The 13,455-nt window shown below is 33.8% G+C and carries 13 protein-coding genes; 7 read left to right on the plus strand and 6 right to left on the minus strand.

Going from position 1 to position 13,455, the window contains the following annotated elements; genetic code table 11:
* Positions 1-559, minus strand: a 559-nt coding sequence (locus HRU49_RS03620; protein ID WP_296354262.1) for a sterol desaturase family protein, incomplete at its 3' end; no start/stop codon positions are given.
* A 96-nt stretch (positions 560-655) separates the two neighbouring features.
* On the opposite strand from HRU49_RS03620, the gene HRU49_RS03625 reads away from it, so the two are divergent.
* The 5 genes from HRU49_RS03625 to HRU49_RS03645 all read left to right on the plus strand — a co-directional run bounded on the left by HRU49_RS03625 (position 656) and on the right by HRU49_RS03645 (position 5,158).
* A complete protein-coding gene (locus HRU49_RS03625) occupies positions 656-1,345 on the plus strand; it encodes a DUF2490 domain-containing protein (protein WP_296354264.1) in 690 nt (229 codons plus the stop codon).
* A 1-nt stretch (position 1,346) separates the two neighbouring features.
* Positions 1,347-2,384 carry an o-succinylbenzoate synthase gene (locus HRU49_RS03630; protein WP_296354267.1) on the plus strand — a complete coding sequence of 346 codons (1,038 nt, stop codon included), beginning with the start codon at positions 1,347-1,349 and terminating at the stop codon, positions 2,382-2,384.
* Between the two features lie 2 nt (positions 2,385-2,386).
* The gene (locus tag HRU49_RS03635; RefSeq protein WP_296354269.1) at positions 2,387-3,346 is read left to right on the plus strand and encodes a CPBP family intramembrane glutamic endopeptidase; all 960 of its coding nucleotides are present in this window, start codon (positions 2,387-2,389) and stop codon (positions 3,344-3,346) included.
* 10 nt (positions 3,347-3,356) lie between these two features.
* Positions 3,357-4,442, plus strand: a complete 1,086-nt coding sequence (locus HRU49_RS03640) for an AMP-binding protein (RefSeq protein ID WP_296354271.1) — start codon at positions 3,357-3,359, stop codon at positions 4,440-4,442.
* A 92-nt stretch (positions 4,443-4,534) separates the two neighbouring features.
* Positions 4,535-5,158 carry a hypothetical protein gene (locus tag HRU49_RS03645; RefSeq protein ID WP_296354273.1) on the plus strand — a complete coding sequence of 208 codons (624 nt, stop codon included), beginning with the start codon at positions 4,535-4,537 and terminating at the stop codon, positions 5,156-5,158.
* A gap of 53 nt (positions 5,159-5,211) precedes the next feature.
* Here HRU49_RS03645 and HRU49_RS03650 read toward each other — a convergent pair whose 3' ends face one another.
* The 3 genes from HRU49_RS03650 to HRU49_RS03660 all read right to left on the minus strand — a co-directional run bounded on the left by HRU49_RS03650 (position 5,212) and on the right by HRU49_RS03660 (position 7,617).
* Positions 5,212-6,069 (minus strand): OmpA family protein, encoded by an 858-nt coding sequence (locus HRU49_RS03650; protein WP_296354275.1) that lies wholly within the window; start codon positions 6,067-6,069, stop codon positions 5,212-5,214.
* 104 nt (positions 6,070-6,173) lie between these two features.
* On the minus strand, positions 6,174-7,166 hold the full coding sequence (locus HRU49_RS03655; RefSeq protein WP_296354277.1) for a glycosyltransferase family 2 protein: 993 nt from the start codon (positions 7,164-7,166) through the stop codon (positions 6,174-6,176).
* Position 7,167: 1 nt separating this feature from the next.
* Positions 7,168-7,617 (minus strand): type I restriction enzyme HsdR N-terminal domain-containing protein, encoded by a 450-nt coding sequence (locus tag HRU49_RS03660; RefSeq protein WP_296354279.1) that lies wholly within the window; start codon positions 7,615-7,617, stop codon positions 7,168-7,170.
* Positions 7,618-7,664: 47 nt separating this feature from the next.
* Between HRU49_RS03660 and holA the strand changes: the two genes are divergently transcribed.
* A complete protein-coding gene (gene holA / locus HRU49_RS03665; protein WP_296354281.1) occupies positions 7,665-8,672 on the plus strand; it encodes a DNA polymerase III subunit delta in 1,008 nt (335 codons plus the stop codon).
* On the opposite strand, the gene HRU49_RS03670 is transcribed toward holA, so the two are convergent.
* Positions 8,673-9,764, minus strand: a complete 1,092-nt coding sequence (locus tag HRU49_RS03670) for a T9SS type A sorting domain-containing protein (protein ID WP_296354283.1) — start codon at positions 9,762-9,764, stop codon at positions 8,673-8,675.
* Between the two features lie 697 nt (positions 9,765-10,461).
* Here HRU49_RS03670 and HRU49_RS03675 point away from each other — a divergent pair.
* On the plus strand, positions 10,462-12,009 hold the full coding sequence (locus tag HRU49_RS03675) for an NAD(P)H-hydrate dehydratase (RefSeq protein ID WP_296354285.1): 1,548 nt from the start codon (positions 10,462-10,464) through the stop codon (positions 12,007-12,009).
* A gap of 34 nt (positions 12,010-12,043) precedes the next feature.
* On the opposite strand, the gene HRU49_RS03680 is transcribed toward HRU49_RS03675, so the two are convergent.
* Positions 12,044-13,396, minus strand: coding sequence for a TlpA disulfide reductase family protein (locus HRU49_RS03680; protein ID WP_296354287.1), 1,353 nt, complete (start codon positions 13,394-13,396; stop codon positions 12,044-12,046).
* Positions 13,397-13,455: the final 59 nt, after the last annotated feature.

Raw genomic sequence — 13,455 nt, forward strand, 5'->3', positions numbered from 1 at the left:
TAAAAATAGCTTCGAACCAATTTGGCATTTTATCAATAGCTTCAGTATGAATCCAAAATTGATAGAGTAAGCTAATCGACATTTGAAGTAATATCATTGCGGGATGAAAACCAAGTAACGGCAGCCACAACCAAAAAATGAAGGTGTAGAATCCTCCTGACCAAGTTTGTCTTAAAGCTGTACTCAGGTTATAATGCTGGGATGAATGATGTACAACATGCGAAGCCCAAAAGATGCGACATTCATGAGAAATTCTATGAAACCAATAATACGAAAAATCATCAGCAAAAAATAACAAAACAAAAGACCACCAGGCAACAGGAATATCAAATACTTTCAAATTATTATAAACCCAAAAAAAGACTAAAAGTACCAAAGCCTTGCTGGCAAAACCTAGGATAACATTTCCTAAGCCCATGGCAATTGAAGACAACGCATCTTTAGGTTCGTAACCTTTTATGTGTTTTAATTGTGCTCGAGTTGTCACATATAATTCTAGCAGCATTGCTAGGATAAAAAACGGAATAGCGTAGAGGATAATATTTGGGAAATCTGGCATTTCTTTTTGCTAAAAATAAGATAAATTTTAAACAATTCTCGCTTTAAAATAGACTGTTCCGTATTTTTGAGCTTTCAAAACGTATTAAACACTATTATGAAGTATACCTATTTAGTTTTTGTTTTAATCTTTAGTCTCAATTCTAGTTTTTCTCAAGTAGATGAATCACAGACTGGTGCCTGGTACATGTATTTTTATAATCTTCAGTTCAACGAAAGTCAATGGGGAATTCAAGGAGATTTTCAATATCGTGACTGGCAAGGATTGGGTGACATGGAGCAATTACTTCTTAGATCAGGACTAACGTACTCACCAAAAAATGCTGGTGTAATGTTTACTTTAGGGTATGGAAATATTACAACAGGACAGTTTGGTGAAAGTGATGACACCTCAGGAGAGAGCCGTATCTATCAAGAAGCACTGATTCCTCAAAAATTAGGGAATAGATTTTATGTAACACACCGATTCCGATACGAGCAACGATTTGTCGAAAACCAAGATTTTAGAACGCGCTATCGCTATAACTTATTCTTAAATGTGCCTTTAAATGCTAAAGAGCTTAGTCCCAAGGCTATTTATCTAGCTCTATATAATGAGCTATTTATAAATGGACAGACAGATATTGGTGATGGAAGAGAAGTTGAAATTTTTGATAGAAATAGAACGTATTTAGGTTTTGGATATGTACTGAACTCGAAAATAAGATTTCAATTTGGCTGGATGAACCAAAAGACCAATGCTTGGGGTAAGGGCCAATTACAATTTAGTATGCATCATAAAATTTAGTATGCTTAAGGCTAAATACGTTAAATACATTCTCAATTTTAAACGTCCTAGTGGTACCTCAAGAGGTGTCATGGCCACTAAAGAAACATGGTTTATTATCATTGAAGATTATGGTAAACAAGGCATTGGAGAATGTGGAATATTGAGAGGTTTATCAATTGATGATTGCCCAGAGTATGAGGCTAAATTACAATGGACTTGTAGTAATATTCATTTAGGCTTAGAACATTTATTAAATGAATTAATAGAGTATCCGAGTATTCAGTTTGGTTTAGAAATGGCTTTCAAGTCTATTGAAAGTTCAAGTGAGTTTCTCTTGTTTCCTTCAACGTTTACAAAAGGTTTTGATCATATTCCCATAAATGGACTGGTTTGGATGGGTTCGGAAGCCTTTATGAGGCAACAAATATCTGAAAAAATCGAGGCTGGATTTACCTGTATTAAACTAAAAATTGGTGCCATAGATTTTAAAACTGAGTTAGCTATTTTAAAGTCTATTCGAAATGAGTTTTCAGTAGCTGATATTGAATTGCGTGTGGATGCTAACGGAGCCTTTTCTCCAAAAGAAGCTCTAGAGAAATTAAAACGTTTGTCTCACTACCAATTGCATTCTATAGAGCAACCTATTAAACCAAAACAGTTTGAAGACATGGCATTCCTTTGTGAACAAGCACCATTTCCTGTTGCTTTAGACGAAGAATTAATAGGAGTCTTCACAAATGAAAACAAGCAAAATGTGTTAGATACAATTAAGCCGCAATACATTATTTTAAAACCTAGTTTAATAGGAGGATTTAAAGGAAGCCGAGAATGGATTTCGGCCGCAGAACACCGAAATATTAAATGGTGGGTGACCAGTGCATTAGAAAGTAATATAGGGTTAAATGCCATTGCGCAATGGACGTTTACTTTAGAGAATAAATTACCTCAAGGTTTAGGAACAGGAAGTTTATTCACCAACAATTTTGATTCGCCATTAACGGTAAAAAATGGTACTTTGCAATACGATTTAGAAAAAGATTGGAATTTTAATTTATAATTATGAATTATATACAACAAGCATTTAAAGGACTTCATGAAGGTTGGCGGTATTTGATTGGCACATTTATTATAGTTGTGTTTGTGATACTTGGACAGTTACCATTTACTGCTGCAGTTTTTATTGAAGCTCAAAATCAAGGTTTAAACTTGTTTGAACTTAATGAGAATAATATGATGACTTTATTGGAGTCTAATCTCAATTTGTTTTTAATGCTGTTGTCCTTCGCTATAGGCCTTTTAGGAATTCTTATAGTCAATAAATGGTTGCATAAAATGACCCTAACCCAATTAACAACTGCTAGAAAGAAGATTGATTGGAAACGCTTTTGGACCATATTTTTTGCTTGGGGTATTTTATCATCTGGTCTAGTACTGATAGACTATTTTATGTCTCCTGAGAATTATGAATGGAATTTTAATCTCAGTAAGTTTTTAATTCTGGCCGTTGTGGCCATTTTAATGGTGCCGTTACAAACCAGTTGCGAAGAGTATTTATTTAGAGGATATTTGATGCAAGGGATTGGTGTTGCTGTCAAAAATAGATGGTTTCCCTTATTGATAACTTCTGTAGTCTTTGGGATGCTTCATATTGCCAATCCTGAGGTAGAAAAATTAGGTTATGTAATCATGATCTACTACATCGGTACTGGTTTATTTTTAGGCATTATGACCTTGATGGATGAAGGGTTAGAACTAGCCCTCGGATTCCATGCAGCTAACAATTTATTTACGGCACTTTTAGTTACTGCAGATTGGACGGCATTTCAAACGCACTCTATTTTAAAGGATACGTCAGATCCGTCAGACGCGGCACTTGTAGATATAGCCATTCCTGTTTTTGTGATGTTTCCAATAATTTTATTCATTCTTTCGAGAGTTTACGGTTGGAACAATTGGAAAGAACGTTTATTTGGACGTGTTACAGAGCCTCCAAAAGAGGATTATAAAATTATAGAGTAAATCAAGGATAATGAAAGCACCCAAATTTAATAAAGTCCATAATAGATTTAAGCTTAACGGTTTACATTTTAATCATTCCGATTTAAAGGAGGTTGCTTATAGCCTAATAAAAGAAGGTGTGGCGTTTGAAAAGGCTACAGGGAATTTTTTAATTGACTGGCTCAACGATAAGGACTATTTATTGGTTAATACCTCAGGTTCTACAGGAAAACCAAAAACCATCAAACTACAAAAGCAAGCCATGGTCAATTCTGCTTTGGCTACAGGAGATTTTTTTGGTTTGCAACCTGGTGATAAAGCCATGAATTGTTTGCCTAGTCATTATATTGCAGGTAAAATGATGTTGGTCCGTGCTATGATCTTAGGACTTGAAATTGATTGTGTAGAACCAAGTTCTCATCCTATTTTTGATTACGAAAAACACTATGATTTTTGTGCAATGATTCCTTTACAATTAAAGCACACTATTAAATACACTTATAATATCAAGACAATTATTGTAGGCGGATCTAAGGTTACACAACCGATTGTACAGCTTATAAAAGGTAGCGATTCTCGTATTTTTGAAACTTATGGTATGACCGAAACTGTAACACATGTTGCTGTAAGACAGCTAGAGTCTAAAGTTTTAAAAGGCGAGACTTATTTTAATGCGTTACCAAATGTAACTTTTAAACAAGATGAGCGTCACTGCTTAATTGTTAATGCTACAAAGCTCGTTAATGAACCTTTAGTTACTAATGATGTGGTGGATTTAAAATCTGAATCTAGTTTTCAATTGCTAGGTCGCTTTGACCATGTTATTAATTCTGGTGGTGTAAAACTATTTCCTGAGCAAATAGAGGATAAATTACAACCGGTAATTGATGATCGTTTTATTGTGGCAGGTCAAGATGATGAGGATTTAGGTGAACGCCTAGTTCTCATTATAGAAAATCCTAGGGATTCTGCTGAGAGTATTTCTAATAGAATTAAACGCGTAAAAGGCCTTACAAAGTTTGAAGTTCCAAAACATATCTATGCTGTAGATAAGTTTGTAGAAACAGTGAATGGTAAAATACAGCGCCAAAAAACATTAGACTTGGTCACCAGATAACGTAAACTCACTCAAAGACTTACTTCACTCATTCTGAGTTTAAATTTCAAGGAACTGCATCTAGTTTTATATCAACTTTAAATGTAGATCCAATGAAAACACGTATCACAATTTTAATAACTGCACTCTTCTTTATTGTTATGGAAGCTCAAGAGAAGCATATAGAGACGAAGTCTGTTTCTATAGAAAACTTCATCAATTTTATTATTGAGGAGTATCCTACGGTAACAGATTCTATTCCTGTTAGAAATATCACATTCCTTATACAATCACACGGTGACAGTTTTAATATTGAGGATAAGGTTGTACTTAAGCAAGCTTTTAAGCTACTTACGTCAAGGTTGACCGCTCAAGACACAATCAGTGTTATTTCATATGATAAAATTAATGGTCAAATTCTAAACTGGACTGATGGTATACAAAGCAAGAAGCTTATGTATGCCATTGAAAATCCAAAATCGAGCATAAAGTTTTTGGAAACTGATGGAATAGAATTAGCCTATAAAAATGCTAAGGAAAAGTTTACTGCATCATCTGAAAATTCAGTTGTAATGATACGAATTCCAAAGCCAAAAGTTGACGTTCAACTGCGACAAAAAGAATCTGTTGTCGTAGAGAATAAAGCTGAGGCTAAGCCAGAAAAAGGACGCAATAGTGCTGTAGTACTGACAGCAATAGCCTTATTACCTGAGATTATTAAAGTTATTAAAGATTGACAAAAAAACCCAATGCGTTTGCATTGGGTTTTACTTATTCAAAGAATCTATTTTTAATTTCCTTCAGAAAGATTTTTCATTTCTTCTTCTATCATTTCATAAAACTCATCAATCTTTGGTAACACAATAATGCGGGTACGTCTATTTTTCGCTCTGTTCTCAGCAGTGTCATTTGCCACTAATGGCACGTGATAACTACGACCAGCAGCAATGAGCTTTGCAGGATTAACTTTTAATTCTTCCAAAACTCTAACAACTGCAGTAGCACGTTTAACACTTAAATCCCAATTATCTAATAATGGTGGTTTACTGTAAGATACATTATCAGTATGAGATTCTACCATGGCTTCAAAATTTGGCTTGCCGTTAATCACAGTAGCAACTTTTCCTAAAACTTCCTTAGCTTTATCAGTTACGTTATAGCTACCACTTTTAAATAGCAGTTTATCAGCTATGGAAATAAACACAACACCTTTTTCTACATTAACATTAATATCCGGATCATCAATTCCAACTTCCTTTTTTAAACTAGAAACCAACGCTAAAGTTACACTGTCTTTTTTATTTAATGCGTCCTGCAATCTTGAGATTTTTAGATCTTTCTCTTTTAAACTTTCTAAAGATTTCTCAAGGTTTTCAGCACCTTTTTGGGTTAAGGTGGTTAGATTTCCTTTAGTATCAATTAAATCTTGATTGGCCTTTCTTAAATCTGCCAATTGGTCTTTCATTGTTTCAACTCTAGCATTCGCTGCGGCTTCATCGGATAAACATTTGTTTAGTTTGACAGTTGCACTATTCAGTAAGTCCTGTGTTTCTTGTTGTTTGGCCTCAAGGGCTAAATAATCTTTTTTAGATACACATGAGGCTAACAGAAGCATAAAACAAACGCCGACTGACATTAATTTCTTCATAATTAGTTCAATTTTATAAATATAAATTATTACTTATCAAAAGTAGAGAAAAGAAAAATTGACATGACATTCATTAACAAAACTTTTAACAGTTTTATAAACAATTACACATATTTCTTGTTTCTAATAAAATAAGACCAGACAATAGACTTGGTTTGATAGTAGTTGCTACGTTTTTTCTGAGATTTGCGCGCCTTAAGTATGGATCTTAATTTGGTGTAAAAAGAAGCGTGTGCCTTTAGAATAGCAAAAAAATGTTGCGGCTTAAGTTGCAATAAGAATCGTATTCCAGCAATTCCATCTAAGGTCATTCGCACTAAAGTAATGGTGAATACATTTTTGTCTGCATTTTTGACTAGAGTACATAAACTGTTCCTAAAATTAAGATAGGTTTTACGCGGGTTGGTATTGCTTAATGTAGCACCCCCAACGTGGTAAACCGTCGATAATCCAATATATCTTACCTTATGGTCGTCATTAAATGCTCTCCAGCATAAATCGATTTCTTCCATGTGGGCAAAAAATAATTCATCGAAACCATGTAAATGCTTAAAAACGACATTTCTAATAAAAAAACAAGCTCCAGAGGCCCAAAACACATCTATCTTATCGTTATATTGACCTTTATCTTCTTCAATGGTATTAAAGACACGTCCTCGACAATAAGGATAGCCATACTTATCAATAAACCCACCGCCTGCGCCAGCATATTCAAATAGTCTTTTAGATGTATAATTTAAAATTTTAGGTTGAATAATTGCCGTATCTTCATTAGTGTTGAATTCTTGTAAGATGGGCTCAAGCCAATTATTAGTAACTTCAATATCACTATTAAGTAGACAAAGTAAAGCCTCATTAACTTGTGATAACGCGTCATTATAACCTTTGGCATAGCCACCATTAACGTCATTTTTTATAATTCTAACAGAAGGAAATTTATCGGAAACAAAATTGATGGAATCGTCAGTCGATGCGTTATCTGCAAGGTAGATTGCAGCATCACCAGAATGTTCTAGTAAAGGCGGTAAAAACTTTTGAAGTAAAGCCTTACCATTCCAGTTTAATATAACAACAGCTATGTCTTTTTGTTTGTACATGTTACACTCGCGAATATTCTGGTATATCTTTTAGAAATGCATAGCGTTCCTCTTGCATATTCATTTGGCAATAATAGTGATTTATCCCATTAGTTACCATTAAATAGTTGGCATCTAGGGTTAAATTATAGCGTGCAATTTGATCAAATGTATGTTGATTAATTTCAACGTTATAAGATTTGCATTCTACAATAAGGTGAATACTGCCATCTGAATTAAAAATCACGATATCGTAACGTTTTTTTAGGCCATTTATAGTTATTCCCTTCTCCACATTTATTAAAGATAATGGAAACTTTTTTACGTTGATAAGGTAGTGTATACAATGTTGGCGCACCCATTCTTCAGGTTGAAGTATGATGAATTTTTTCCGAATTACATCAAAAATAGAAATTTTATTTTCTGTACTTTTGAAACGGTATTCAAACTTTGGAAAGTTGAGTTCTTGCACTACACAAAATTAATACATAATGCCATTCGCGCAAACTATTTAAGAGATTGGACGACGTAAAACTACTTGTTGATGCTATTAGGAAGGGTCATCCTAAACCTATTTACTTTTTAATGGGTGAAGAGGCCTACTACATTGATAAAATTTCAGATTTTATTGAAAACAATGTTTTAGATGAAGCTGAAAAAGGATTTAATCAAATGGTATTATACGGAAGAGATATTAGCATTGATGATATCGTGAGTAACGCCAAGCGTTATCCAATGATGGCAGAACGTCAAGTGGTGATTGTTAAGGAGGCTCAAGATTTAAGTCGTACCATAGAGAAGCTCGCACAGTATGCCGAAAATCCTCAACCTTCAACAGTCTTAGTAATTAATTACAAGTATAAAAAACTAGATAAACGTAAAACACTATACAAGACTATAACTAAAGGGGGAGGTGTAGTTTTTGAAAGTAAAAAGTTATATGACAATCAGGTACCGGATTGGATTAGACGTGTTCTAAAAGGGCAAGGATATGATATCTCACCGAAGGCAGCACAGATGTTGGTTGAGTTTCTAGGAACCGATTTAAGTAAGGTGAATAATGAATTGGATAAATTAAAGATTGTTCTTCCAAAAGGCACTCAGATAACTCCAGAACATATCGAGGAGAATATTGGAATCAGTAAGGATTTCAATAACTTCGAATTGCGCAAGGCTGTTGGTGAGCGTAATACGTTTAAGGCACATCAGATAGCAAAATACTTTGCTGATAATCCTAAGGATAACCCAATGGTAGTAACTGTTGCTTTGTTATTTAATTTCTTTTCGCAATTGTTGCATCTTCATGGACTTGCAGATAAGAATCCTCGTAGTGTTGCTTCAGCCTTGAGGGTTAATCCATATTTTGTGAACGAGTACCTTGCAGCAGCGCGGAACTATCCAATGAAAAAAGTGAGTGCCGTAATTTCCCTACTACGAGAGTTTGATGTAAAAAGTAAAGGTGTTGGTTCCAATGCCGTACCACAAGGTGATTTGCTTAAGGAATTATTGGTGAAAATTCTCGGATAATTAACGATAAATGATTAATCGTTTGGCTATCTCCTTTCCTGAATTATGTTGAATTTTTAGAATATAAATGCCTTCCGGTAAATCTGTAACATCAATATACTGTTCTTTTGACCTTCTTAAGAGTTGACCTGTTAATGAGTAAATTTCGGTTTTAAGATCGTCTCTGTTTAATTTGAAATGAGTTTGTGCTGGATTTGGATAAAAGCCAAAGTCGATATTTTCTGATTCAGAAGTTTCAAGTGTCGCCGTGTTAAAACTATATAATCCAGAACTGGAAGATCCGTTTTCTTCAGCTGTAATATAATACTCATTGGTATTTATCGGAAAAATAGCTTCAATTTGTGTTGAATAGTCTGTAGGTGGTTCAATACTTGTTTTGGTTACAGTGCCGTTTGAAAATAAGCCTGAATTGAAACCACTTAATTCAATTAAAAACGATCCATTGAAACTATATCCTGTCAGTACAATTGTATTAGTCAAAGCATTATATGTTGCGCCAGAAACTAATCCTTGAGCAACTACAGTATCTATAATTGAAATGTTGTGCGAGCCAACAGTTTTTGGTAGTTCATAAATATTGGTGTTTCCATCCATCCAATTTTTTGAGAACACATATAGGTTATTATTATAATGAATGAGCCCTTCTGCATCATAATTAGTTGCCAAAGGATTCGGTGTAAAATCAGTTTGATCGCTGTAATTAAAATTGATAATATCGGCAGTAACATTTGTTGATGCAAAATAATCGGCAATTGCAACTCTATAAACCCTAAGATTAGTGCGGTCTCCTTGATAATTTCCAAAGTCACCTATATAGATATAACTGTCGTCATACGTAAGATCTTCCCAATCTATATTTGTTGCATTTGAAATTGTAACTGTTCGGAGAACATTACCATTTGACGCATCAATATCGTAAAGCTGATTGCTATTTTCACTGTCATTATGGGTAATAAGTGTATTGTTAAGATATAATAGTCCAGAAGATTCTTTAACAGTAGAAGATAACGCTGTTTCTAAAGTAAACTGTTGTCCATAAATCAGATGAGTTGGCACCAGTATAATTATAAGGATAAGCGCTAATCTTCGCATAGTCACATTTAATGGCTATAAATGTAACTATTAAATGGTTTTAGAGTACAAAAACTATATGATCCACTTTTATTTTAGCTAAAGTGTTATTTGAATTCAAAATTTCACTGGTAATGAAGAAGTTCATCCTTACTGTCAAGTAGGAAGTCAACATTAACTAAATTAGATTGCAACTATTATAATAGTTTTCATGAACTCAAAATTGTATTCTAAGGTTGAGATGCATAATTCTTTAAGTCCATAATCAGCCATACTTAAATGCATCAGAGCCTTACTAGCTTCAAAAGCTCATCCAAAACTTTCAAATTCTTATTAAAACACAAAGCCGATATCTGGATTAGATTTAGCATCTCTGTGATAGAGTCTGCAAGCACCTAATTTTGTACCATCTTCTTTAAGAATAAGGACCTTATTCATAAAATTAAGATTATCTAGTTGTGAATATACTTTTTTTAGCGATGTTGTGTGAGGCTTGATTTAAAGTATTGATTTGCCTTTCTCCAATATATTAGAACCAGTTGGATGTGTTCATCAGTTGTAAAATAAAGGTGGCATCACTTAAAGGTACTAATCTTAATAGAAGTCTATTAGTTTCAATGTGTTTGATATCCCATTATAATTAAAAAAGTGAAGACTCTACTGTTGTGTGGGAATATCTTATTTTTACAATTAGAATTTCAAGATACAGAATAATTAGATGAAAGTATTTTCTAAAGAACAAATATACGAGGGCGATAAGCTTACTATGGAACTTCAAAACTTAGGTCCAACAGATCTTATGGAACGCGCCGGCAACCAAATATTTAATTGGATACATATGAGAATGCAAGGTGCTCAAGTTCCTATTCATGTATTTTGTGGTATTGGTAACAATGGTGGTGATGGACTAGTATTAGCACGTCACTTAATTACACATGGTTATAATGTGATTACCTACATTGTTAATTGTAGCGATAAACGGTCTAAAGGATTTCTTTCCAATTATGAACGTATCAAAGATGTTACTAAGGATTGGCCACTCATGTTAAGCTGTGAAACGGATTATTCTGATATTGTAATAGAGGAGCGTGATATTATTGTAGATGCCGTATTTGGAATAGGTGCAAACCGTCCACCAAATGATTGGGTTCAAGGCCTTTTTCAAATGTGGAGAGCTTCGAAAGCTTTTACGCTTTCTATTGATATTCCTTCAGGCTTATATACAGATAAAGCTGTAGAAGATGAAAATGCTGTTGTCCATGCCAATTATACTTTAAGTTTTCAATCTCCAAAACTCGTTTTCTTTTTGCCGGAAACTGCAAAGTATTCCGTTCAATGGGAGGTTCTCGATATTGGTATAGATAGCGGTTATTTAATGCAAACAGAAACAGCCGTAGAATTGATTTCGAAGTTTGAAGTCCTACCTATGTATAAACCACGTGATAGATTTGTTCATAAAGGTAATTTTGGGCACGTGCTCATGATAGGAGGTAGTTATGGTAAAATCGGTGCTGTTAATTTAGCGAGTAGAGCGGCTTTAACGTCTGGTGCTGGATTAGTTACGGCTTTTGTTCCAGAATGCGGCTACCATAGTTTACAAGCTGCATTACCAGAGATTATGGTTTTAACTGATGGCGAAAAAACAATTAACAGTATTGATTTTGATATTAGTCCTAATGCCATTGGAATAGGAGTAGGGTTAGGGACTTCTGAAAATACAGCTAAGGCTTTTGAAAAATTCTTAAAGCAAAATAAATTGCCTTTAGTTATTGATGCTGACGCTTTAAACTTAATATCAAGTAAAAAGAGCCTTTTAAAACTAATCCCAGAACAATCTATTCTAACTCCACATCCAAAAGAACTTGAGCGGTTAATTGGTTCTTGGACTGATGATTTTGACAAATTAGATAAAGTCAAAGCGTTTTCTAAAACCCATAAGCTCATTGTATTAATAAAAGGTGCAAATTCTATAACTGTAGCTGGTGATAAGCTTTATATTAATACAACAGGCAATCCAGGATTAGCAACAGCAGGTAGTGGAGATGTATTAACAGGAATAATAACAGGACTGATTGCCCAAAGTTATGAACCCCTTACCGCAACAATGTTTGGAGTGTATTTGCATGTCAAATCGGCGGATATTTCTCTTGAGGATTTTGGTTACCAGAGTTTAATAGCAAGTCATATAATCGAAACACTTGGAGAAGCTTATATAGATTTGTTTAAGCAACCAGAACAAGAACAGCAACAAGACCAAGACCAATAAAAAAAGCCTTCTCATTGAAGGCTTTTTTTTTAATTTATAATTTTAATTCCTTAAACATTTCAACCAACCTAGGGTCGGATGGACGTGGTGCATCTGCACTTACAATATTACCATCAGGATCTATTAAAATAAATCTAGGAATACCTTCAATAGCATAGTCCTGAACAAATTTAGATTGCCAAGCATTATCAGCCATTAATTGTGTACCACCCAGTTGTTTGTTTTTAACCATTTCAACCCATGTATTATGATCCTTTGCTCTGTCAATTGATGTACTAACAAACGCAATATTTTTTCCGTGAAAGTCCTTTTCTACTTGTTTTAATGAAGGTATTTCACTTATACATGGTCCACACCAAGTTGCCCAAACATCTACATATACATACTTACCTTTTAAGTCTTCCAAAGACGTTGTACCTCCCTTATGATTCTCGTAATCTGTAAACTGTGGAGACGGTTTACCTTTTACGAGTTTCTTCATTTTATTATACTTAATAGTTAAGTTTTCTTTGTATTTTTCGTCGGACGACAGCGCCATTAGACCATTATAATAGTCTTCATTGTGTTCGTTATTAGGTGAGATTTGAAAATTCAACATATCCGCTAAATCTTGTTTTAATTTAGGAAAAGCTTCTGCATTAATCATTTTGAAAATATCTGCTGGATTGTCTGTATTTCTAATTTTTTCCGAATAATGAGATTGAACAAGTCTTTGATAATATTGTGAATTATTGTAGTCTGATTCATTAGTATAGTCTATATCTTCTAGACGTTTTAAAAATTCTTCACTCGGTTTAAACTCACTATTTTTAGTGTAGTAACGATGCGCAGGCTGATAATTTTGAAGATTAACTAAATATTCATAGTTAATATTTTTGAGCTCATTGGTTCTAAAGGTCTCGCCAACATTTTCTACACTTTTAAGTAATTCTAATTTTGAGCTTTTTACTTCTTCCATAGTCGCCATAAATTCCATTTCATTCATGGCATAAACTTTTTCAAAGTCAAAATTAGAATTTTCGTCAAACAAAACTTTTTTAGATAGATAGGTGTTGTTTTCGGAACCTATTCCAGAGAATGATATGGTCTCATCGAACTCTTTAGTATCTAAAGTTACAATAATGTTATCTCCTTGTTCTAGATAGAGCGAAGCCATTTCACGGCCGTGATCTAAATTATAATATCCATTTTCAATTTTTAAGGTGTCACTGAATTTACCATCTTGGTCTAAAGTCATTTCTGTAATTTTCTCTCTACCTTGAAAAAGTGAAACCGTTTTATCAGTCGGATTTTCAATTTGTCCAGAAACAATAGCATAGTCAATTTTAGGTTCTTCTTGGCAGGAAAAAAGGGCTAACACTAATCCTAAAAGCAATAATTTTTTCATAAATAAGATGTTGTTTCGTATAAAATTAAACATTATCTGCTGATAACCAAGTCTGGTTG

It is taken from the genome of Winogradskyella sp., assembly GCF_013213975.1.
In the GTDB taxonomy this organism is placed as follows: domain Bacteria; phylum Bacteroidota; class Bacteroidia; order Flavobacteriales; family Flavobacteriaceae; genus Winogradskyella.

Coding starts and splice junctions, on each gene's coding strand:
- HRU49_RS03625 (WP_296354264.1), top strand. CDS start 656: ATGAAGTATACCTATTTAGTTTTTGTTTTAATCTTTAGTCTCAATTCT.
- HRU49_RS03630 (WP_296354267.1), top strand. CDS start 1,347: ATGCTTAAGGCTAAATACGTTAAATACATTCTCAATTTTAAACGTCCT.
- HRU49_RS03635 (WP_296354269.1), top strand. CDS start 2,387: ATGAATTATATACAACAAGCATTTAAAGGACTTCATGAAGGTTGGCGG.
- HRU49_RS03640 (WP_296354271.1), top strand. CDS start 3,357: ATGAAAGCACCCAAATTTAATAAAGTCCATAATAGATTTAAGCTTAAC.
- HRU49_RS03645 (WP_296354273.1), top strand. CDS start 4,535: ATGAAAACACGTATCACAATTTTAATAACTGCACTCTTCTTTATTGTT.
- HRU49_RS03650 (WP_296354275.1), bottom strand. CDS start 6,069: ATGAAGAAATTAATGTCAGTCGGCGTTTGTTTTATGCTTCTGTTAGCC.
- HRU49_RS03655 (WP_296354277.1), bottom strand. CDS start 7,166: ATGTACAAACAAAAAGACATAGCTGTTGTTATATTAAACTGGAATGGT.
- HRU49_RS03670 (WP_296354283.1), bottom strand. CDS start 9,764: ATGCGAAGATTAGCGCTTATCCTTATAATTATACTGGTGCCAACTCAT.
- HRU49_RS03675 (WP_296354285.1), top strand. CDS start 10,462: ATGAAAGTATTTTCTAAAGAACAAATATACGAGGGCGATAAGCTTACT.
- HRU49_RS03680 (WP_296354287.1), bottom strand. CDS start 13,396: ATGAAAAAATTATTGCTTTTAGGATTAGTGTTAGCCCTTTTTTCCTGC.